The following is a 19,054-nucleotide window of genomic DNA, read 5'->3' as shown; positions in this document are numbered from 1 at the left end:
TAATAATCATCATAAGTGAGAAAAGAGCGAATAATAATCGCTCTTTTTTAATACAAAGATAATAATATATTTGACAAATATAAAGCGATGCTGTATAATTATATACATAAGAGAGATACATAAAACACAGCAAATACTCATTCTATTAAGTTTGGAGGATATCACATGAGCAGAGTTACAATCAAAGAATACAGGGCAGCAAATGGAGGGGATTACGATTATTACAAACTCTCCGATGGTCGAGTATACTGGTTGTGGTTAAAGGCTCCATTCAAAGGAGGCGATGCTGCTTTAGTGCATGTGATGAGCGATGATCCAACGAAGGAAATTGGAACGGTATTTATGGAAAAGACCAATTATGGAGTAGTCAAAATGGGACTCGAAGGAACAGGGAAGATAATTGAAGTACCTGTAACATTGAATCAAGAAATTAGACCAAACAAAAAATATTTTTTAGATAAAGTAATTCGCAATTTGTTGGTAAAAGAGTGATTTTATTAAAATAAAAATTTAAAGGAGTGCTATAAATGAAAGAATGCATGGGGATTTGCAATCATCACAATGGAGTAGTAAAGTATTATGAAATTTATTCGCCTGATAATAACACAACCTACCCAAACCGTTTTTGGGGAGTGTCTGCATATTGTGAATCAGCCGCTGAGAGTGATAAAAAGCAAGGGTTTATTCTTAAAGAAGTTGAGGAACAGAGAACTTACGTATTATAAAAAGTTGATAAAATTCTTGTTTCATTTAAAGATAAAAATACATAGGAGGAGTACTGTGAAAGTATATTGCTTATTCTACATGCTTGAATACTACTACGATGATGATAATAAAACCTTGTATAGCATTTACTCATCCAGAGAGGCAGCCGAACAAGATAAACAAAAAATGCACATGAATGAGATGATCATTGAAGAATGGCAAGTTATATAAAATGCTTATTTTAAGGATATTAATACAAGTATATTAATACAAATATAAATACGCGACAAGGCGGAAACTGAAGGAGGATATGAAATGGAGCAAATGGTAAAATTTCAAAAGGATTGTGAAGAATGGATTGTGGTCAAGGTTTTAAACCAGTATCAGCGGGAGGATTTAGAAAAAGAAGGGTTCCGAGAATTGGACTCGGATTTGTATGGTGACGACGGGTATGTATTTACGTACTCGCAATACAAAATGTTTTTGAAAAAGCTTAAGGCCACCAGTTATGATGAGGCCGTTAAGAATAAAAGCCGTTATATTGCGAAAGATGTGGGAGGCGGTAAGATACAAATCGCTTCAGTAATGGGGGACCTTTTAGGAAACCCCGATTGGGTGGAGGTCGTCGATTACGACGATATCAATCTAACATTTGAAAGCAGAGAAGCGGCTCTCTTCCTTAAAAATATTGGGCTGGCATACGCTTTGCACGAGTGTTGCGCCCGACAAGTGGCCGATGACATAATCCGAAGAGAACTCAATAAAAGGGATGATGAGGACCACTACTATACAGCCAACATTATTTGGCTGGATAGTGAAAAATTATTAATTGAACACACAGAACTTTCAACGTGGTACGGTCCCGGTGATAAAGATGTACTGAGCATTAATCAGCTCTGTCGGCTCATTGAATTCTCAAAAAATTCAATGGTTGTGGAATTGGCCTTTGCGGGCAGTTCGTACATGGCTGTACGCATACAGTACGATCAACGTATTATGGACTTTTTCCATTCGCAGCAATAAGCCCGGCTCCTGCGAGTGTATATCTTTCCGAGATTAGCATTTTAAACATCGAAAGCCCGAGGGACATGGCTACCAAGCTATTAATTGCCGCAGTCACATTAAGATGACGGGCTGAAGGAGATAATATAATGAATAAGATTACAGAGATTTCAGCGATGGTTGATTCCGAAGAATTTATCAAACTGTTCTCGATGTTTTCTTCGACTTTCGCTTCTCTTCGGGATATTACTCCCGAATATATTTTGAGCGCCGTTAACGGCGATTGTCAGCCGTTATTTGATGAATACATGCAGATTCTAAAATGGGCGGAAGAACCTTATGCGGATATCCCCGCAAGTGTTCACTTTGAAAGAAGAGAAGTGGATATTATCACTCCCACAAGCGGCAGAAAGCTTGAAATCATTAAGCTTCAAGCCGGGGGTCTGCTGGTTCGATGGAGTGATTCAAATGGCAGCTCGACAGCTTTCGGAGAAATACTGGGGGCTTTTGAAAAGCGTAGTATCGAACCAGAAGTCACAACAATTGACGCTGCTGTCGATGTGTTATTGACTAATAAAACAGTGGAGGAACTGGATGAATTGGGCGGTTATTACTATTATAATGATCGTGTTATTAAGGTGTCAGACGCCAAGGCTAAGGTGCTGATGGATAAAAAGGGTTTCAAATATGCCTATTATGTAGATAGTGCATATGGTAACCTTACTTTTGTTACTCTTTAAATAAAAATAATAATACGGGAGTGTTATAATATGAGCAAAGTAAACGTGTATGACAATACATGGCGGCAGGGTCCGGTGGTTGCACGCGTCGAGTATAATGAATATCTCGACGGCTGGAATGGTAGCAACTGGTCGGATGGCGGGCTGGGTACGCACTTGGGCATCACGCAGTTACGTGATGGCAGGTACGTACTAATTCACGGTACACAGTGGGACGGACAGCGCGATTGGGCCGAGACGGTATCGGACGAAGAGGCTTTGGATGCCATCCTTAAATCTGGAAATGATCGGATGTTGGAGGGCACTCGATTCCGCCGCCTGAAGGAGTTGGCGGAGAAGACGCTGGTTCAGGAAGTTAAATAAATGTAACTAGGAAATAATGCCATGACAAAACTGAGGCATACGGAAATCTCAATTTTGTCATGGCATTATTTCCATTTAATTGATATCATATCTTCATAATATATTTAGGAGGAATTAACATGGGGAGATTATCAATCGGCCAAAAATTAAACAAAGCAAGTTCTCCAGAGCGGAGAAAGGAGCTTGCTCTCCTATGGATCAACGAGTGGAAGGAAGAACACGAAAAAACAATGCAGAACATAGAGCGCGCACTTCGTGCCGGGGATGATCAATTACTGGATAGACTCATTGGGTTTGTAATCAAGGATGGGCTTAAACGCTTTGATGCGCTTCCTGGTGTTATGCGGGCCATTGGCGCGGCGCAGCCAGATGATAAAGAAAAGAAACAGCATGAGGAACAGGCTTTACTATTAAATAAAGCGTTTATTAGAGAGGATTATAATATGGTCTTCAAACAGTTGGAATGGTTAAAGGCGGAGGGAGCTAAACGATTTGAGGATCTGCAAAAAATAATCGCAACGTCAGAGCAAGAAGGGGTATTGCCGGAATAATAAAAAAGCTCGAAGGCGGGTACCTTCGGGCTTTTTTATTAAGGAAAAAATTTAGCTTATTTTAATCCACACCATCTTAAATGATGGAGACAAACATTCTATCTGCTTACAACTCTATAATAGCATAACAAATACTTTTATCAAGTGTTTTTTGTAATATTTATATGGAACATAATACCTAAATATAGTATATTCAATATATACTGTTCACTATTAAGAACGAAAAGGAGATAGAATGATGTTAAAGCCTCTTACTTCATTTAGATTTATTGCTGCTCTCATGGTTTTTTTGTTTCATACTGGTGTTGCATTTTTCGTTAATGCTGGTTTTGGACATGCTGGAGTACAATTCTTTTTTATTCTTTCAGGCTTTATACTTACCTATAATTACAGCAACAAGTTTAGAACTTTAGAAAAAGAATATGTAAAAAAATTCTATAAAGCAAGATTTGCTAAGATTTATCCTATGCATTTACTCACTTTCTTTCTCTCGTTGCCATTATTTCTATCTACTTTTCATCCAGATGGATTATATAGCATTAAACTGGTAATTGTTTCTGGAATTAATTTACTGTTGCTTCAGGGTTATGTTCCGAGTTCGGGGATCTGGTTTAATTTCAATAATGTATCTTGGACACTGTCGGCGGAAGCATTTTTCTATTTTATGTTTCCGTTTATTATGTTCTTTTTTTCAAAAATAAGTTTCACTAGAAATGCAAAGAAAGTCGTAACTATAGTTTTTTTATCATGGGCGGCTTTATTCACTTTCAATCTGATATTAACACAAGATAATATTTTTTATGTGTGGATTCTTAATTTCCTTCCTTTCACGCGAATCTTTGAATTTGTATTTGGTATGATATTGGGGAATGTTTTTATTGAATTATCAGAAAGGGGAATAAAATTAAAATCTAAATATATGACTTTATTAGAGTTTACAAGTTTGGCTTTATTAGTGTTATTTGTATTATTGGCAGGACATATAAACTTGCCAAACATGAAGGGTCAATATTATGTACCAGTATGGGGATTAATGATTTTCATTTTTGCATATGGAGGGGGAGTAATTTCAAAAATGTTATCACACAGATTTCTAGTCTTTTTGGGGGAGATTAGTTTCTCATTTTACATATTGCATGCTCTAGTACTAAATTATATAGATGAGTTGAATCTAATTAGTTGGTTGGATTATTCTCTTTCTTTAATCGTGACGATTGGGTTAGCATCTTTATCATTTAGATACTATGAAGAACCTATAAGAAAGCTAATTAGATTTGGTAAAAGTAAAAACTCACTCGCTGATGTTTCCATTCAGAAAGCTTCCTAAACGTTTAGAAATACAAAAAGGGCTCAATCGTAAACGATACGGTTGTGCTCTTTTTGTATGTTTAATGGACAACAATCACAATTGACTTAAAAGAGTGAAAAATATCGCTTTATAAGAACAAGTGTTTGTGTTACTATTGAACCATAATCTACGATGTAACGTAGGAGATAGGGGGCAAGTATTATGACGAAAGTAGTCGAGGAAGTAAAGATTCAGTTAATGGATGACGGTGGTCTATATATAGTCAAAAATGGGCAAGAAGGAGAATTGGCAGATTACAACACTATAGATTACTTCCTAGCTGCCGGTTATGTACCATCCGATACTAAGGCTACTTTTGTCATGCAACAAGGCCGGTTCGTATGGTTTGAAGAATATGAGACGGATTTTGATGATGAAAGTTACCTCGTTAAGTCTGGGTTCCGTCCTGATGGTGTGCCGGTTAAATTCAGTGAAGTTTTAGAGGATTATTTGTTTTGGTACCAGGGATCTGCATTAGAATTAGTTGAATGTATTAATGGAGTGTTTCAGGCGACTATTCGCAAACAGGACGGAGAAACGATTGTGATTCGATGCTGAAAAGCAAAGCAGTCAGTAGCTTTTAAAGCAAAAATAATTATTGACTTATGAGTGATACAGTGGTAATATTTAGGTATGAAAAAGAGAGCAACACATAATATTGATTAGCTTGAAATGTTACTTTTATGGAATTTTATTTTATTCTTTTGTCTGAAATTTCAGTGTATTAGTACTAAAATATAGGTAAAAAATGAGGGGGTGATACTAATTGCATCTTGGGAATTACATTTCAGATATAATAAAAGAAAAGGGTTTTATAAAAGCTTGGGTGGCCGAGAAGGCCAATATAAAATATAAAACCTTTCTAGACAAAATTGCAACAGATCGATTTACTGGTAAAGAACTCTTAAGAATTGCCAAGGTATTAGGTATTGAGTTAGACGAATTAAAACACAATTATGAGTGGAGGTAGCGACAATGAGTATTGTTGATATTAAAACCGTTTCATTGACTAATTTTTCAAAGGTTTATACGCAGTTAGGAATTGACTATTCGAATTCACTTCAAATAGTTGATGATTATGGAACAGAAGACGAGCAATCTATTTATGTAGGAACACTACTCTACAATCTTGAGGCAGATAAGGATTTTACTTTTACAACAACAACTGTGGGTGAAAATTCAAGTCTAATGGTAATGGACGGAGTAAAACGCATTAATGCAATTCTTCGTTTCTTAGATGGTCAAATAACTGTTGGTGGGAAAAAAGTCACCGAATTTAAAGAGGAATATCTGAATAAAGTTACTGTGCTTTTTACTATAATTGGGGCTGATGAAAGGGGGTTAAATAATGAAAAGAGTTAGTCCCTTTAATACAAACGTTAAACAGATGTGTACTATGATTGACAAGGGTACCATTGTTTTTGATAATCCCTATCAGCGCCCCTCTGGACAATGGACGGATGCGGACGCCACAACAATAATTGATTCTGTATTTACGTTTTTTATCCCAGAGTTAACAGCAATTAAAGAAAAGCGAATCGTGGGTGACAAAGAGTTAAATGTATATGATACTGTTGATGGTGGACAACGGGCTACATATTTACACTCTTTTAAAAATGATGGATATAAATTGGGAAACGTAGAACCATTTATTTTGGAAGCCGATGGGGAAGAATATGATATCTCAGGGCTGAAGTTTTCGGATTTTCCTGAAATTTTAAAAGAAGAATTTAATTCATTTTCAATTGCTATCCGTCCGGTTGAATTGGAAGAAGGAGAAGATAAGGCGGAAGTCTCAAGAAAACTCGTTGATCGTCTTAACAAGGGGGCGAAAATGAGTAATTCTCACCTAGCAATCGTTCGCGCGAAGCCGGAAACAAGTGAATTCGTCCAGCAAAAAGTAAATGGGCATCCGCTGTTTACGAATGTTGCTCATTTTGCTGACGGAAGTGTTAGAAAGTCAGAGCCGCAAATGTCTGTATTTCAAGCATTGGCATTAGTTGGCCGGTACGAAGTCAAAGATTATGGAACGGCAAACATTACTGATTTGTTCGTAAAAACTAAAGTTGATGAGGACATTTTTGATAAAGTATCACGAGCTTTTGATTTTATTGAAAACACATTGCCAGAGTACGCCAAGTTTATGACAAAGGTGTTCATCCCAGTTGTAACCTGCTTCATCATCAATAACAATTTCAATGAAAATGTTCGTCCGTTTTTGCAGCATTATGTCAATAACAACAAACGAGATGATGCATATCGTAGATGGTCTAAGGGAGGCACAACAAAAAAAGATAGTATCAACGGACGGATTAACGGCCTCCAAAAGCTTTATGAAGAGTATATGAGTACTCAACGGAGCGAATAATGAATAGTTCAGTTGGGGTCACAGATGAATTGTGGCCCCAGAATAAAAAGGTATATACAAAAATAATAATATATGATAAAATATAAATAAAGGTAGAGGAAGTAATAATACATATAGGATGGTGAATTGAATGCTTGATACTAATGAATTCATCTTGCTGAAAGCACTATACGACGAAGATTTGAGCAATGCAGTATTAGATAAAGATATTATCAGAATTGATGTTATTCTAAATAGTGAAAAGTATGAGTACGAGATGAAAAATGGTTTTGTTGATTATAAACCAATTAATATTGAATATGTGCATCAACAGCATACGGCAGAAATTAAAGATCCAAAATTAATAGATTTATTGTTATAAAAATTATAATTTATTAGGAGGAATTATAATGGAATATGGACTATTGGTGACTACCAAGGACACGAAAAAATTAGATAAGGCGGGTATTGAATGGACTTACTGGGATATTGAAACTGTGTTATTTGAAGGAGTTTCGGGACTGTTTAAAATAATTTTTGATAGTGAGTCCGAAAGAAACAAGGCAAAACAAATCCTGAAGAAATAAACAACTTAAAACAACGATTTTATCCAAAAAGGAGAGAATTAATATGAAAAAATTAACTGAGATTATTTTGAAAAACGGTGTAGACAAGGTGTTTTTTCTGGATAAAGCGAAACCTCTTAATTCAATCTTAGGTATATCTTACACATCTTCTTCAGATCCTGAAGTTCCAATGTTATTCAGAATTAACACTGATAGATACAAAGTGGAGGATGGATATAAACTCACGTTAGAGCCAATGTATGAAGGGTTCGCAAGTGAACATTATTATGTATCTGACTTGGAAAGTATAATTAACAGAGGACAAATCAAACTATTAATTCAACAGTAAATTAAATAAAAACAGTATTTGATCAACCTATAGGAGTCGATATATATGAAAAAGGCGCGTGTGGAAAGCCTCATTAGACTGTGTAATATGTATTATAACAATAGGGATAATGGAACCTTTGATGAAGCTCAAAAGAAGTATATGGCTTTGGAAGTGATTGACGCTTTTAACAGTGGAGAACTTCAAAAAATGTTAGAAGATATTAAAGACAAAGAACCTTCTGAGTATGGATTCATGGATAATCAAGGCGATTTAAAACTTGCTAAGTTTACTCCTGAGCAGATCCGCTATGGAGAGTTGAGAGCACATATCGAGTATATGAAGGAAGAAGGCTATCACTTTATGGGGATGTCTTCATAAAAGCAGGATTTTATTAGAATAATATAATGGGAGTGATCAAAATGAGTACAAATTATTATTTGAGAAATAGAAAAGAATATATTTATCATAGGGAGGAAATGAACAAAAGAAACCAAGTGATTAATGTCTTTTTAAACCAACTTAAAGAATGGAATGCGGCGGAAGAAAATATATATGATGTACAATTCAGAATCGAAAGCCTCACAAATGTTGGATACGAAGAAATTCATATTGGTAAAAGATCCGGTGGGTGGAAGCCACTTTTTGAAAAACAGCCTCAATTCAAAAGCGTCAAGGAATTGAAGGATTTCTATGCAAAAAATGAAGATGTTTACGAGATCGTTGATGAATATGGCACGGTTCACACATGGGAAGAACTTAAAAACGAGTTGATTGATTGGCCTGGGGAAAAAGAGAATGGCGACAGAAGCGACAATTACAGAGACGCTGAAGGCTATGTATGGGCTGAATATCAATTTAGTTAATAAAACAGTTAATTTATCAAAATTTGAGAGTAATGATAATTATGAGTACATATGAAATCACAGAGAATAAAGTGAGAGCAGCTTATGTTATTCCAGAGGCAATGCCAGTCTTTAACAACCCCTTCCAAGACGGAGCGTTCGAGGCAAGATATAAATATAACAAAGAAGGAATGTTCGCTTTTGTTTCTTGGAGATGGATTAATCCGTTTGTTGAGTGGATCGACAATAGAAGATGTTTAGAAGTGATGGCTGGACGGGGAATTTTGTCTTATGCGCTGCGCCAAAAAGGTGTTGATATTATTACAACTGATGATTTTTCTTAGGCAAACATGAATCATGGAGAATATAAAGAATGGAAAGAAACAGTGACAAAAGTAGAACAAATGGATGCTATTGCAGCGATTGAGGAGTACGGAAATCAGATAGACATACTTATAATGTCATGGCCTTATATGGATGATGTGGCATATAGGGCGCTAAGAAGACTTCATGAAGTGAATTCCTCTGCTATTGTAGTTTACATAGGCGAAGGATTTGGAGGATGCACGGCTAATGATAATTTCTTTGATCATTTTGAAGAAATTGAAGATGAATACTTTAATAGCGTGAAAAACAATTATCAGAGATGGTTCGGGATTTACGATAAACCGATGATTGGTAGATTTGTGTAATTTAATAAAAGTCTGATTTTATGAAATGGTTATACAGTCATTATGAGTTTATAGTCAAATAATGCTATACTATTAAAGGTGAAAACAACAATAGAAAGGTTGGAGCATATGGAAGATTCAGATTATCGTTTAAAACACCAAGCAGACATCTTTCGAGAGAGATTACAGGCCATGTTAAAAAAATATGATCCGACTTCATATGCTCTTTTTGCGTCTAATATAATCGAAAATGTTTTTGAAGACAGACGGCGAATGGCGCATTATCCGATGCATTTCATTTTGCATTCAATTCAATCCAATCTTCTATATCATCATGAATACAGACACGAGGAAATTACACTCAAAGATTTTCAAAAAATCATGAAGCATTACAAGAATTATTATGACCCAATAGCGCAAAGGCTGTTAGTCCAACAGCCAAATGGAGTAGTTGAATTTTTCATTAATATGTCACGCCAGCAATTTTATTTACAACAAGGCTATGGGTCCGATTATATTGGGAGATCGCTGAAGATATTTATTCCAAATTTCTTTAAGAAAAGCGAAAAATACTTTATCGACACATATAATATGTCATTCTTGGAGTGGTATACAATGGGATTTGCCCTCTATGCAGGAATGCTTCAACGAAACCCGAAAATATTGTCTAAACAATATTTATACGGATTAGATAAGAACATTTATACCGAAGCTAAGATTGATGACTTCTTCAGATTGTTTTCAATAACCAAAAACCAAGTTAAAGAATTTAACACAAATGTTGTGAAGAAAATTGGTGAAATACACGCTCTTTTTTATGATACCTATCTACAAGGCGCATTTCTTGAAAGACCATTATTAAAACTAGATGATCAAGATAACTATCTCGCCGTACATAAAGAGTTGCTGATGAGAAGGGTTTTAGAAGGCATTTTTGATATTTGCAAAAAAGACATACCCAGTGTTTTTGGCCTTGAGTTTGGTGCTTCTTTTGAATCTTACGTGGGCGAAGTTATTAGATTATTTAATAATGACTCGCAGATAATTACTGAAAATCAACTAAGAAAATTATCGGATAAAAAAGTATGTGATTACGTTATTGTTTACGAAGATTATATATTCTTAATCGAATGTAAGGGTATAGAATATAGTGCATATATATCATCTGAATATGCAATGAAGGGCGATAATTCTAGCAAAAAGATTAGCACAGGATTTGAACAATTAACTTCAGTAGCAAAACAATTAAATGATAAAGTCTTTTTCGACTTGGTGGGAGACATTCAAAACAAGAAAATCATATCTGCCGTTGTGACATATAAGCAATTATATCAGGCCAATAGTGATTGGTATTATAGTAATGTTTTGAGTGAGCACTTTGAGAAAAAGGATGTTGATCTAAAATTATTTGATATAAAGCCTCAAATCATTTCAATAATGGAATTAGAAAGAATCTTGAAAAATATGTCCGAAACGAACAAATCTATTTATGCTCTTTTTGAAGACAAAATCAATAAAGGTGAATACCTTACTGGTGACTGGACATCGTATATTCAGGAAGAAGGCAGCATTCCTATGCTGGAAACAGCCTTTAATGATTTTGTCAATACACAGTTACTCGCTTTATTTGAGATTAACCGATCTAAATTATAAGAGGATGCTCCAGCATCCTCTTGCCATAAACAACATTAATCTATTAATCTAAGACAGATAAGTAGATAGGAGAAAATAAAATGAGAACTATAATTAGATACCGTGATGAAAACGGCAATATTGTTGGTTCGCTCAGTACTGAGCAGCCATCGTCATTGATTGAAGTGCTAAGAGATTTCTCTATTGCATTGTTTATTGTTGCAATTATAATTATGTGCTTTTAGTCATACATACTTGTCTTCTATTCTTGTAAAATGACAATAGGAGGTGATATTGTGGGTAAAGATCAAAAATTGGGTTTTGGAGCCATTGCATTGGTATATCCGTTTATTTGTGCAGTGTTGTATTTTCTTAAAGCTACAACACCAAATAAAACAAAGTTTATTGATGACGAGATCGATATGTCACTACAAAAAGGTTTAGCTAATTGGACATATAACCATTTTGTCAGTTTCCCGTTAGTGATGATTTGTGTCTTGATTGCAGCGGGTTTATTCTACTGGGCTTATCAAGATTACCAGTAATTAATTGATTTTTAACACCCATGAAGGGTGTTTTCTTTATTTATTAGTGGAAATATAATAATAATTATGATATAATGTAATTAGAAATAAGGAATACATAATGAATAGGAAGGGATTAAAGATGTATGTAGTATCGGTATTCGAAAAGGTTAACGGTCAGTTGGCCTTGAGTCAATATTCTTTCGAGAATGAAGGGGAAATGAACAAGTTTGTGGAAATATGTAGAGAAGATAACGCAATTGTGATTGTACGATCTGCCAATAACAAAAGCGCATAAAGTTATGTTTTTATCAGGAGTTGATGTGGGATGAAGAAGTATGAAAAGTATCTAATGTGCAACCTGGGCTATATGGACAATGAATTCACTCCACGTTCTCTAGTATTAATGGATATTTCTTCTGAAAACGGACATGTATGTGATCATTGTAAGAAAGAAATTAAAGGAAATGTATATCATTTCAATGAATACGCACCTTACGGATTCAGTGAATGGACTGATAGAAAATGGACATTTGATTATAAATGTATGCCATACGTTGTGGGGGCGGGGTTGAAGTAAATGCCAAAAGAACTATTTCCCAAAGGAATTATCAGAATCGAAGTTAACGGACAAGAGTATGATGCCGAATATATGGGAAGACAATCTGGTTTTGAATGTATGGTGTGTGGTAAAGGGGGGATTGTTTTACATTCAACATATTACATAGTACGGTAGGGAATTATCGCAATAAAGCGGATTATGAAACGTGGGGTTTTGGAAGAGACCACTTAAGTCATGTCAAGTTAGTAACGAAATAAATTCTGTTGGTAAAATGATTCTTTCAAAAGGATAATTAGAGGGGAAATCAAGAATAAAATATTGGAGTGATTATAAAGTTAATGGATTTTAAAGTATGCACAAATTGCAAAAACGAAAAACCTGCAACAAAAGAGTATTTTTACTATCATAAGGTGACAACAAAAAAGGAAGGCGTAAAGAATAAAGTAGATTCTTGGTGTAAAGACTGTAAAAATGAATATCAAGCAAAGTACAGGGCGGAACATATTGAGGAATGTCGAGTACGAGAACTTGAATACTATCACGCCGATCCTATAAGAAAAGAACGGAAAAAGGCGGGATATAAGAAACATGCAAAAGAAAATAGAGAAGTATATGCTGAACGATATGCTAAGTGGTGCGAAGAAAATAGAGATAGGCTACGAGATTATCGTAATTTTAGAGATATACATAAAAAACACGAAGTAACAAAAAACGAATGGGAAAATTGCAAAAACTATTTTAATTATAGATGTGCTTACTGTGATCACCCAATAGAGGAGCATTTCATTAAAAGAAAACGTAAATACATATGGAGCGACTTTCATAAAGAACATTTTGAGAATAATGGAGCAAACGACATTACGAATCTATTACCTTCTTGCCTATGGTGTAATACAAGTAAACATCAAAGTAAGTACGAAGATTGGTATAATGAAGGAAATGAAAATTATGCTCAAGAAAGACATATAAAAATTATTCAATGGATTTCTGAAGATCACAAGAGATACAAAGAAGTCTCGATAGAATGAATATTTTATTTGAATAGGAGAAATTAAAATGGGAGTAGATACAAAGGGGTACGTAAGTAAAGAAGTAAAAGCTATTGATATTTATAATGTGGTACAGACGAAATTTGACAGCGAAGCTAACTTTTACATTGATGAAGACAGAGATGGCGAAATAGGTAATGTTGTTTTCAAATATAATGATGATAGACGGAACTTATTTTATTGTGTAACCAGTGATAAACTACCCGAAACTGAATTTGACTCGAAGCCACATGTTGCATTAATTTTAGGCAACTGGGGAGAATCTGTTCGCATCATGACCGAAATCGTCAAGGAGTTTGGTGGGTATGTAGACGAGAATGATTGTGATGATATTGGGCCGATATATATCGGGAAAGACGGAAAATATGCTTATTCTAATTACGTTAATGAAAGAAATGAAATAATGTCTGTCTTAGACGAGAAATTAAGTCATACGTTAAGAATTCAAATTGCTGACCAAGTTATTAAACATAAGGAGCAACTGAAACAGTTATTATGAGTTGATAAAAAGATTATTTGATCAAGAAAGGAGGCGTGATAAATGAAACGTTTATTCAAAGTTAATTGGAGTATGCCTTATGCAAAATATGAGACCTATGTATTTGGTGACAATTACGAGGAGGCTTTACTTAATTTCAATGAAGAGATACAGAAAGAAGTCTTAGCATATGACTTTGAATGCATCAATGAAGTACATGTGAATGGAGTTATTGTAACAAAAATCATTAATTAAGATGAAATAAGTCATTTACCAAAAAACTCTATCAGGTACATAGAATGTTCGCATAAACGTTTCTTTCAATAATATCTCGTTGGGTATACACTTATCTAGGAAACCAATAAAAGGAGGATATATATGACTAGCGAAAGCAGAAGTCTCTTGGAAATACTTGACTTATTTGAATTACACGAGATTCATAATTTAGCTATGGTTATTAAAACTTATAGTACTAACCCCAAAGAGTTCGAGAAACTTCATAGCGAGGTTGATACAGGAAGAGATTTATTACTCATCGTGATTGATATCTTAGATAGTTTAGATTTTGATGTAGAAGAATTAAAAGAAAAGATAGATTGCTTGAATGATGCTGAATGTGAAATCCTAGTCAAAGAACTTGTCAACAATAATGAAAAGTATTTTCAAACAGACGAGAACTAAAATATAACTAAAAACAACTAAGGTGGTTATTTTGTAGTAGACGAAGAAAACCGCCTTAGTTTCAGTTTTATACAAAAATAATAATTTTACTAAATATATTTATTGATATTTTTTTACAGCTATCGTAAAATTATCTGGGGGTGTATCCAAGTGATTTCTGTAATCATTCCGGTTTACAATGTAGAGAAACACGTTACACGTACACTTAATTCATTAGCCAATCAGACAGATAATAATTTTGAATTAGTTATTGTCAATGATGGTTCTATCGATTCAACATTACAGGTAATTACAGAGTACATCGCTCAGAATAAACTACATAACGTAAAAATTATCAATCAAGAGAATGCCGGAGTAAGTGTAGCAAGAAATACAGGAATTGAAGCATCTACTGGCGAATATGTTTACTTTCTCGACGGAGATGATTATGTAGAGATTAAATTGATTGAAACTCTTAACAATGTCATTAAAGACGAACATCCAGATTTAGTATTCTGGAAATGGAGAAAAGTCACAGAGCAAGGAGAACTTATTAACGACTATCATAGTATTCTTCCCTATGATAACACGCTCATGATGAACGGAGAAGAGACACTTAAAAAACTTGTACTGGATAAGTCAATACGAATGATAAGCGCTATAAGTGGGCTGTATAACCGCAAACAACTAAATGACCACAACATCAGATATACTCCCTGCTGCGTAAATGGTGAGGATCAAGAGTTCGCTTTTAAGGCTCTTAGTGTAGCCGATAAGGTAGTTTCATTACAAGACGTATATTCCTATTACGTCCAGCGCAAAGGATCTCTTACTAATAACTACAACATTAAAAAATTCGACTTTGCTGATGCACTAAAGAGAGCTGGTTACTTTATGCTTGGGAAAAATCCTAATCTCAAGGAGGTAGCCATGACTTTGCTTAAGGGAGAAATGATTGATAACTATTTCTACAATTTAAGTAGTTGCCTGCAATCGGCGAAATCTATATATATTCGCAAGCTCCTTAAGGATATTGAAATTCAATATCCAGGAACAACAAAAGAAATGAAGGAATTGATGAGAACATGGAAAAGGGAAAAACAATCAAAAAATCGTTTAGTCGATGCCTACTTGATTGCTCCTGAATTGTTTCATGCTTTGTTGATTATCAGAAATATGAAGAGTAAGGTTAAATCTGTTGTAGGCATCTAGGGTTTCTAAATGAATGGTTTATTTGATCAGTATGGCGAAATACATTGTAAAGAACGGTTTGGGGGCTGATTATTATGGATGTTAATGAGAAAATTGTATATGCGTGGCTTGCTTCTAAAAATTATTTCATTATAGATGGAATTGATTATGGACAATTTCATTCTGATATTGACATCCTTGCGGTAAATATCAAGACCAAGGAAATTCTTGACTGCGAAGTGAAGATTCGAACTGGTTCAACTAAAATCAGCGGCGGTGAGAACAAACAGAATGGATTTCTTCATTTTGTTAATCAACTAAACGCTCTAGACCGAAACGACAAGATAGAAGATATTGTGGGTGGATCACATGGCTATCATATCAAGAAGATATTTATCACTACGTATAGCCTTTTAGGAAAACCAATAAACCGTTCAAAATGGATAAGTAAATTCACTCAGGAAAATATCGAAGTGAGATTTATTGAAGATATAGTTCAAGAACTTGAACAACATGCACTTAGTTTACCACTTTCCAAAAATGAAGTTGTACAGATATTGAGGCTGCAAAGTATTAAAAACAAATTGAAATAACTATTTTATAAGGAGATGCAAACATGAGACTGATTAAAGGGAAAGCAAGAAAGAATATAGCAATGGCTGAAATCTTCAATGAAGAAAAAGGAGATATTTTCTTCGACTATAAAGGTGTACCTGTCACGATGGTCATGATTTATTCGGAAGATAAATTTCTTATGATTGATAAGATGGATAAAATCGAAGATCTGGTTAAAGGGATAAACGAATACCTTGTTGATGAACTTGAAGGGAGAAAAGACAATTATAAGCTCTTCATTGATGGGAATTTTACGAACGATGAAGTGCAAGTACTAAAGCAAATTGAAGAAAATAAACAGGTAGAATTAACAGTGAGTGTTCAGACAAGTGAAGACGGAATCTCTATTCAATTTGTTTGAAATGACTGCTTTATAAGAAGAAGGAGGAGAACAATGTTTACGCCTATGGCAGAATTTCTCGAAGAGAGAGAAATGGGTAAATTCAAACTTAGTAAATTCACCATTACTAAAGAAAACAGATCCTGGAGAGATTATATTCCTGATGGGACATATACGCGCTTAACTCGTAGTGGAGAAGTCGTTATGTCCGATACTCCTATGGAACAAAGAACTAATTCAGAATTTGTTAGAAAGGCTCATGGAGATGTGTTTATCGCTGGCCTTGGCATCGGGATGATTCTTATACCAATTTTAAAAGACGAAAAAATCAAAACGATAACAATTCTAGAAAAACATGAAGAAGTTATTGAATTAGTAGGAAAGCAACTTGAACTAAATGATAAAGTAAGGATTATTCATGGCGATGTATTTACATATGAACACCCAAAAGGAACAAAATTTGATACGATTTATTTTGATATTTGGGATTGGGTTAACAGCGACGTTTGGAACAATGAAATGAAGCCACTTAAACGAAAGTATTTAAAGTACAGAAGATCGCTAAAAGAAAATCCCGATGCGTTCATTAAATGTTGGGCTGAGTATCATGCAAAAAATAATCTCAGACTGTTGTAGGTGAAGTGGCTATTTCAAATAGAGAAGGGATGTTTAGTTATGGAAAACACATGGGGCTTTAATTTTGTCAAAGTGAATACGAAATCAAATGAATTTGAAACTTTGCTGTCACTGAATATTGGAGACGAAACAAAGACAATAGATTTGTTCAAATCCATTAAAGAGAGCTTCAAGGAGAACAACGGCGAACCAGAAATTGTTTTAGATTTACTTGATCCAAGTGATGACATTGTCGATGATTATTCTGTTACAAAGACAACAGCTATTAATATTGCGGCCATGCTCGGTCACACTATTGATTAAGGAGGCTTGACCACTATATGACCAAACACATGCTAGAATACAACTATTTTAGACAAGTTGGAAAGAATTACTGATAAATAGTTCATGGTCAAATAACTATTATAGGGAGGGAACCGCATGGATAACACTGCACTAACTGTCGCTACACCTATCCTGGTTTCATTAATAACATCTGGTCTTACCTACATGGGTTTGAGGCATCAGTATAAGTCTGATTTAAAGAAACAGGAGAAAATTTACAAGCTAGAAATCGATAAGTTATTACTTCAACACCAAAATGAAATTGATAAAATTAATAGCCAACTTGATGCTCAAGTTAAACTTTACGAAAAAAATGCACAGACAGATTTCACTAAAGATTTTATGTCTGATGCTATAAAAAACCCCAAGCAGGCTGCTGAAGCATTGACTGGTTTGCATGAGTTGATGAAAGTGATTGATAAAATTAATCCTAATTCATCTAAGTGAATGAATACCACCTTATCAAGCTTGTGGAGGAGTGTCCTCTGTATGAAGGAACAATAACAATTAGAAGCGATTTGTTATCGGTTTTGGAATGTCATTGAATCAATAAGACAAGATGGAAAGTTCAATAATTCCACTTTAAGTTTTGACTTTCCATCTGGAACGTGTGGAGATACAAGTGAGTTACTGGGAAAGTGGCAGCTTGAAGAATTTGGATTTGATTGCTTTTACGTGTGTGGCGAGTATTTTGAAAACAGAGAAGAACACCATTTTCAAAAAACTCATGCTTGGTTAGAATTTCGGGGTTATAAGATTGATATTACAGCAGATCAGTTTGAAGAAATTCAGGAGAAGGCTCTAGTGGTCAAAGAACATTTTTTTGTATAAAAAATATGAAGAATCTTATCGTCGTCTAATGTCTCAATATTTTCCCAGAGAGCTTGAACATACATATAGACTTATAAAAGAAAGAATGAAGTTTTAATAAATTGGTTGATTGGTTAACTTGTAATGCCGAAGCAATTTCCTTCTTTTTTAGGTTTAATGGGTGAAGGGGGATCCTTATGTCATTTAATATAAAGTGTAATCTGAGATTTGCCTTATTGGAAGTGAGATCAGATGTTACAAATGAAGAGCTTGCGACCATATGGGGAGTTCATCGTAATACAGTAACCAATTTGACCAGGGGAAAGACTTTGCCTGGTTTGGAGTTGGCATATAAAATTGTTGACTATTTAAACGGACAAGCCGATGAAGCAGGTGTTTCAAAGCGCTGGACAATCGAAGAGGTATGGCAGCGTGTAAAAGAATGACCATAAATGCACAAGTGGACATGCAATTTCACAACTAATTGTGCATATACTTTATCATCAAGAGAACAAGGGAGAGATGATAAAGTGGAATATACAACTCATATATTGCCTGTTCATCAGAGAATGGCTGAACTGTATACAATCAATCAATTGAGACAGCTTACAGAGGCTGAGTTTAACGAGATGGCAATGTGCTTGAAGGTGAATGCTAAGTACTGCTGGGAACTCGCATACGCTCAAAATATGGCCTATATGGAGGCTGTGGTGTATGGTAAAGATGAATAAGATGAATAAGTAAGGAATGGGGAAAAATGAGTAGGG

At 34.8% G+C, this 19,054-nt stretch carries 34 protein-coding genes; all 34 read left to right on the top strand.

What is annotated here, in order from left to right:
* The first annotated feature begins 165 nt into the window (after positions 1-165).
* The 34 genes from F4V43_RS02385 (at position 166) to F4V43_RS02225 (ending at position 19,018) form a co-directional block, all read left to right on the top strand.
* Entirely contained in the window at positions 166-492 is a 327-nt protein-coding gene (locus F4V43_RS02385) for a hypothetical protein (RefSeq protein WP_150456644.1), read from the top strand.
* Between the two features lie 35 nt (positions 493-527).
* Positions 528-725, top strand: a complete 198-nt coding sequence (locus F4V43_RS02380) for a hypothetical protein (RefSeq protein ID WP_150456643.1) — start codon at positions 528-530, stop codon at positions 723-725.
* 295 nt (positions 726-1,020) lie between these two features.
* A complete protein-coding gene (locus F4V43_RS02375) occupies positions 1,021-1,728 on the top strand; it encodes a hypothetical protein (protein ID WP_150456642.1) in 708 nt (235 codons plus the stop codon).
* 128 nt (positions 1,729-1,856) lie between these two features.
* On the top strand, positions 1,857-2,447 hold the full coding sequence (locus tag F4V43_RS02370; protein ID WP_150456641.1) for a hypothetical protein: 591 nt from the start codon (positions 1,857-1,859) through the stop codon (positions 2,445-2,447).
* A 30-nt stretch (positions 2,448-2,477) separates the two neighbouring features.
* Complete coding sequence (locus F4V43_RS02365) at positions 2,478-2,810, top strand: hypothetical protein (protein ID WP_150456640.1); 333 nt, start codon at positions 2,478-2,480, stop codon at positions 2,808-2,810.
* Between the two features lie 119 nt (positions 2,811-2,929).
* Entirely contained in the window at positions 2,930-3,361 is a 432-nt protein-coding gene (locus tag F4V43_RS02360; RefSeq protein WP_150456639.1) for a hypothetical protein, read from the top strand.
* 238 nt (positions 3,362-3,599) lie between these two features.
* The gene (locus F4V43_RS02355; RefSeq protein ID WP_150456638.1) at positions 3,600-4,688 is read left to right on the top strand and encodes an acyltransferase family protein; all 1,089 of its coding nucleotides are present in this window, start codon (positions 3,600-3,602) and stop codon (positions 4,686-4,688) included.
* A gap of 183 nt (positions 4,689-4,871) precedes the next feature.
* A complete protein-coding gene (locus tag F4V43_RS02350; protein WP_150456637.1) occupies positions 4,872-5,267 on the top strand; it encodes a hypothetical protein in 396 nt (131 codons plus the stop codon).
* 208 nt (positions 5,268-5,475) lie between these two features.
* Positions 5,476-5,679 (top strand): hypothetical protein, encoded by a 204-nt coding sequence (locus F4V43_RS02345; RefSeq protein WP_150456636.1) that lies wholly within the window; start codon positions 5,476-5,478, stop codon positions 5,677-5,679.
* A gap of 5 nt (positions 5,680-5,684) precedes the next feature.
* Entirely contained in the window at positions 5,685-6,071 is a 387-nt protein-coding gene (locus tag F4V43_RS02340; protein ID WP_150456635.1) for a hypothetical protein, read from the top strand.
* Positions 6,058-7,077, top strand: coding sequence for a hypothetical protein (locus F4V43_RS02335; protein ID WP_150456634.1), 1,020 nt, complete (start codon positions 6,058-6,060; stop codon positions 7,075-7,077). Before F4V43_RS02340 ends, F4V43_RS02335 begins: the two co-directional genes overlap by 14 nt.
* A gap of 130 nt (positions 7,078-7,207) precedes the next feature.
* A complete protein-coding gene (locus F4V43_RS02330; protein ID WP_150456633.1) occupies positions 7,208-7,438 on the top strand; it encodes a hypothetical protein in 231 nt (76 codons plus the stop codon).
* 28 nt (positions 7,439-7,466) lie between these two features.
* Positions 7,467-7,643 (top strand): hypothetical protein, encoded by a 177-nt coding sequence (locus F4V43_RS19600; RefSeq protein WP_191089444.1) that lies wholly within the window; start codon positions 7,467-7,469, stop codon positions 7,641-7,643.
* Positions 7,644-7,686: 43 nt separating this feature from the next.
* Entirely contained in the window at positions 7,687-7,971 is a 285-nt protein-coding gene (locus F4V43_RS02325) for a hypothetical protein (RefSeq protein WP_150456632.1), read from the top strand.
* A 45-nt stretch (positions 7,972-8,016) separates the two neighbouring features.
* Positions 8,017-8,331 (top strand): hypothetical protein, encoded by a 315-nt coding sequence (locus F4V43_RS02320; protein ID WP_150456631.1) that lies wholly within the window; start codon positions 8,017-8,019, stop codon positions 8,329-8,331.
* A gap of 41 nt (positions 8,332-8,372) precedes the next feature.
* Entirely contained in the window at positions 8,373-8,816 is a 444-nt protein-coding gene (locus F4V43_RS02315) for a hypothetical protein (protein ID WP_150456630.1), read from the top strand.
* 41 nt (positions 8,817-8,857) lie between these two features.
* Positions 8,858-9,139, top strand: a complete 282-nt coding sequence (locus F4V43_RS02310; RefSeq protein WP_150456629.1) for a hypothetical protein — start codon at positions 8,858-8,860, stop codon at positions 9,137-9,139.
* A gap of 6 nt (positions 9,140-9,145) precedes the next feature.
* On the top strand, positions 9,146-9,487 hold the full coding sequence (locus F4V43_RS02305) for a hypothetical protein (protein ID WP_150456628.1): 342 nt from the start codon (positions 9,146-9,148) through the stop codon (positions 9,485-9,487).
* A 108-nt stretch (positions 9,488-9,595) separates the two neighbouring features.
* On the top strand, positions 9,596-11,119 hold the full coding sequence (locus tag F4V43_RS02300) for a hypothetical protein (RefSeq protein WP_150456627.1): 1,524 nt from the start codon (positions 9,596-9,598) through the stop codon (positions 11,117-11,119).
* An 80-nt stretch (positions 11,120-11,199) separates the two neighbouring features.
* Positions 11,200-11,343: a hypothetical protein gene (locus tag F4V43_RS19595; RefSeq protein ID WP_191089443.1), complete on the top strand. Its 144-nt coding sequence runs from the start codon at positions 11,200-11,202 to the stop codon at positions 11,341-11,343.
* A 51-nt stretch (positions 11,344-11,394) separates the two neighbouring features.
* The gene (locus tag F4V43_RS02295; RefSeq protein WP_150456626.1) at positions 11,395-11,643 is read left to right on the top strand and encodes a hypothetical protein; all 249 of its coding nucleotides are present in this window, start codon (positions 11,395-11,397) and stop codon (positions 11,641-11,643) included.
* Between the two features lie 307 nt (positions 11,644-11,950).
* Positions 11,951-12,202 (top strand): hypothetical protein, encoded by a 252-nt coding sequence (locus tag F4V43_RS02290; RefSeq protein ID WP_150456625.1) that lies wholly within the window; start codon positions 11,951-11,953, stop codon positions 12,200-12,202.
* A gap of 320 nt (positions 12,203-12,522) precedes the next feature.
* Positions 12,523-13,212 (top strand): HNH endonuclease, encoded by a 690-nt coding sequence (locus F4V43_RS02285; RefSeq protein WP_150456624.1) that lies wholly within the window; start codon positions 12,523-12,525, stop codon positions 13,210-13,212.
* Positions 13,213-13,240: 28 nt separating this feature from the next.
* A complete protein-coding gene (locus F4V43_RS02280) occupies positions 13,241-13,732 on the top strand; it encodes a hypothetical protein (protein ID WP_150456623.1) in 492 nt (163 codons plus the stop codon).
* Positions 13,733-13,774: 42 nt separating this feature from the next.
* Entirely contained in the window at positions 13,775-13,966 is a 192-nt protein-coding gene (locus tag F4V43_RS02275) for a hypothetical protein (RefSeq protein WP_150456622.1), read from the top strand.
* 123 nt (positions 13,967-14,089) lie between these two features.
* Positions 14,090-14,392: a hypothetical protein gene (locus F4V43_RS02270; protein ID WP_150456621.1), complete on the top strand. Its 303-nt coding sequence runs from the start codon at positions 14,090-14,092 to the stop codon at positions 14,390-14,392.
* 150 nt (positions 14,393-14,542) lie between these two features.
* Positions 14,543-15,583 carry a glycosyltransferase family 2 protein gene (locus F4V43_RS02265; RefSeq protein WP_191089442.1) on the top strand — a complete coding sequence of 347 codons (1,041 nt, stop codon included), beginning with the start codon at positions 14,543-14,545 and terminating at the stop codon, positions 15,581-15,583.
* Positions 15,584-15,657: 74 nt separating this feature from the next.
* A complete protein-coding gene (locus F4V43_RS02260) occupies positions 15,658-16,155 on the top strand; it encodes a hypothetical protein (protein WP_150456619.1) in 498 nt (165 codons plus the stop codon).
* Between the two features lie 23 nt (positions 16,156-16,178).
* A complete protein-coding gene (locus tag F4V43_RS02255) occupies positions 16,179-16,538 on the top strand; it encodes a hypothetical protein (RefSeq protein WP_150456618.1) in 360 nt (119 codons plus the stop codon).
* Positions 16,539-16,571: 33 nt separating this feature from the next.
* Positions 16,572-17,153, top strand: coding sequence for a class I SAM-dependent methyltransferase (locus tag F4V43_RS02250; RefSeq protein ID WP_150456617.1), 582 nt, complete (start codon positions 16,572-16,574; stop codon positions 17,151-17,153).
* A 39-nt stretch (positions 17,154-17,192) separates the two neighbouring features.
* Complete coding sequence (locus F4V43_RS02245; RefSeq protein ID WP_150456616.1) at positions 17,193-17,456, top strand: hypothetical protein; 264 nt, start codon at positions 17,193-17,195, stop codon at positions 17,454-17,456.
* A 117-nt stretch (positions 17,457-17,573) separates the two neighbouring features.
* On the top strand, positions 17,574-17,924 hold the full coding sequence (locus tag F4V43_RS02240) for a hypothetical protein (protein ID WP_150456615.1): 351 nt from the start codon (positions 17,574-17,576) through the stop codon (positions 17,922-17,924).
* 560 nt (positions 17,925-18,484) lie between these two features.
* Positions 18,485-18,733, top strand: a complete 249-nt coding sequence (locus tag F4V43_RS02230; RefSeq protein ID WP_150456614.1) for a helix-turn-helix transcriptional regulator — start codon at positions 18,485-18,487, stop codon at positions 18,731-18,733.
* Positions 18,734-18,817: 84 nt separating this feature from the next.
* Complete coding sequence (locus F4V43_RS02225; RefSeq protein WP_150456613.1) at positions 18,818-19,018, top strand: hypothetical protein; 201 nt, start codon at positions 18,818-18,820, stop codon at positions 19,016-19,018.
* Positions 19,019-19,054: the final 36 nt, after the last annotated feature.

This window comes from Paenibacillus spiritus (genome assembly GCF_008710135.1).
GTDB lineage: Bacteria > Bacillota > Bacilli > Paenibacillales > Paenibacillaceae > Paenibacillus_AQ > Paenibacillus_AQ glufosinatiresistens.
This window is presented reverse-complemented; position numbering and strand designations above follow the sequence as displayed.

Coding starts and splice junctions, on each gene's coding strand:
- F4V43_RS02385 (WP_150456644.1), top strand. CDS start 166: ATGAGCAGAGTTACAATCAAAGAATACAGGGCAGCAAATGGAGGGGAT.
- F4V43_RS02380 (WP_150456643.1), top strand. CDS start 528: ATGAAAGAATGCATGGGGATTTGCAATCATCACAATGGAGTAGTAAAG.
- F4V43_RS02375 (WP_150456642.1), top strand. CDS start 1,021: ATGGAGCAAATGGTAAAATTTCAAAAGGATTGTGAAGAATGGATTGTG.
- F4V43_RS02370 (WP_150456641.1), top strand. CDS start 1,857: ATGAATAAGATTACAGAGATTTCAGCGATGGTTGATTCCGAAGAATTT.
- F4V43_RS02365 (WP_150456640.1), top strand. CDS start 2,478: ATGAGCAAAGTAAACGTGTATGACAATACATGGCGGCAGGGTCCGGTG.
- F4V43_RS02360 (WP_150456639.1), top strand. CDS start 2,930: ATGGGGAGATTATCAATCGGCCAAAAATTAAACAAAGCAAGTTCTCCA.
- F4V43_RS02355 (WP_150456638.1), top strand. CDS start 3,600: ATGTTAAAGCCTCTTACTTCATTTAGATTTATTGCTGCTCTCATGGTT.
- F4V43_RS02350 (WP_150456637.1), top strand. CDS start 4,872: ATGACGAAAGTAGTCGAGGAAGTAAAGATTCAGTTAATGGATGACGGT.
- F4V43_RS02340 (WP_150456635.1), top strand. CDS start 5,685: ATGAGTATTGTTGATATTAAAACCGTTTCATTGACTAATTTTTCAAAG.
- F4V43_RS02335 (WP_150456634.1), top strand. CDS start 6,058: ATGAAAAGAGTTAGTCCCTTTAATACAAACGTTAAACAGATGTGTACT.
- F4V43_RS02330 (WP_150456633.1), top strand. CDS start 7,208: ATGCTTGATACTAATGAATTCATCTTGCTGAAAGCACTATACGACGAA.
- F4V43_RS19600 (WP_191089444.1), top strand. CDS start 7,467: ATGGAATATGGACTATTGGTGACTACCAAGGACACGAAAAAATTAGAT.
- F4V43_RS02325 (WP_150456632.1), top strand. CDS start 7,687: ATGAAAAAATTAACTGAGATTATTTTGAAAAACGGTGTAGACAAGGTG.
- F4V43_RS02320 (WP_150456631.1), top strand. CDS start 8,017: ATGAAAAAGGCGCGTGTGGAAAGCCTCATTAGACTGTGTAATATGTAT.
- F4V43_RS02315 (WP_150456630.1), top strand. CDS start 8,373: ATGAGTACAAATTATTATTTGAGAAATAGAAAAGAATATATTTATCAT.
- F4V43_RS02310 (WP_150456629.1), top strand. CDS start 8,858: ATGAGTACATATGAAATCACAGAGAATAAAGTGAGAGCAGCTTATGTT.
- F4V43_RS02305 (WP_150456628.1), top strand. CDS start 9,146: ATGAATCATGGAGAATATAAAGAATGGAAAGAAACAGTGACAAAAGTA.
- F4V43_RS02300 (WP_150456627.1), top strand. CDS start 9,596: ATGGAAGATTCAGATTATCGTTTAAAACACCAAGCAGACATCTTTCGA.
- F4V43_RS19595 (WP_191089443.1), top strand. CDS start 11,200: ATGAGAACTATAATTAGATACCGTGATGAAAACGGCAATATTGTTGGT.
- F4V43_RS02290 (WP_150456625.1), top strand. CDS start 11,951: ATGAAGAAGTATGAAAAGTATCTAATGTGCAACCTGGGCTATATGGAC.
- F4V43_RS02285 (WP_150456624.1), top strand. CDS start 12,523: ATGGATTTTAAAGTATGCACAAATTGCAAAAACGAAAAACCTGCAACA.
- F4V43_RS02280 (WP_150456623.1), top strand. CDS start 13,241: ATGGGAGTAGATACAAAGGGGTACGTAAGTAAAGAAGTAAAAGCTATT.
- F4V43_RS02275 (WP_150456622.1), top strand. CDS start 13,775: ATGAAACGTTTATTCAAAGTTAATTGGAGTATGCCTTATGCAAAATAT.
- F4V43_RS02270 (WP_150456621.1), top strand. CDS start 14,090: ATGACTAGCGAAAGCAGAAGTCTCTTGGAAATACTTGACTTATTTGAA.
- F4V43_RS02260 (WP_150456619.1), top strand. CDS start 15,658: ATGGATGTTAATGAGAAAATTGTATATGCGTGGCTTGCTTCTAAAAAT.
- F4V43_RS02255 (WP_150456618.1), top strand. CDS start 16,179: ATGAGACTGATTAAAGGGAAAGCAAGAAAGAATATAGCAATGGCTGAA.
- F4V43_RS02250 (WP_150456617.1), top strand. CDS start 16,572: ATGTTTACGCCTATGGCAGAATTTCTCGAAGAGAGAGAAATGGGTAAA.
- F4V43_RS02245 (WP_150456616.1), top strand. CDS start 17,193: ATGGAAAACACATGGGGCTTTAATTTTGTCAAAGTGAATACGAAATCA.
- F4V43_RS02240 (WP_150456615.1), top strand. CDS start 17,574: ATGGATAACACTGCACTAACTGTCGCTACACCTATCCTGGTTTCATTA.
- F4V43_RS02230 (WP_150456614.1), top strand. CDS start 18,485: ATGTCATTTAATATAAAGTGTAATCTGAGATTTGCCTTATTGGAAGTG.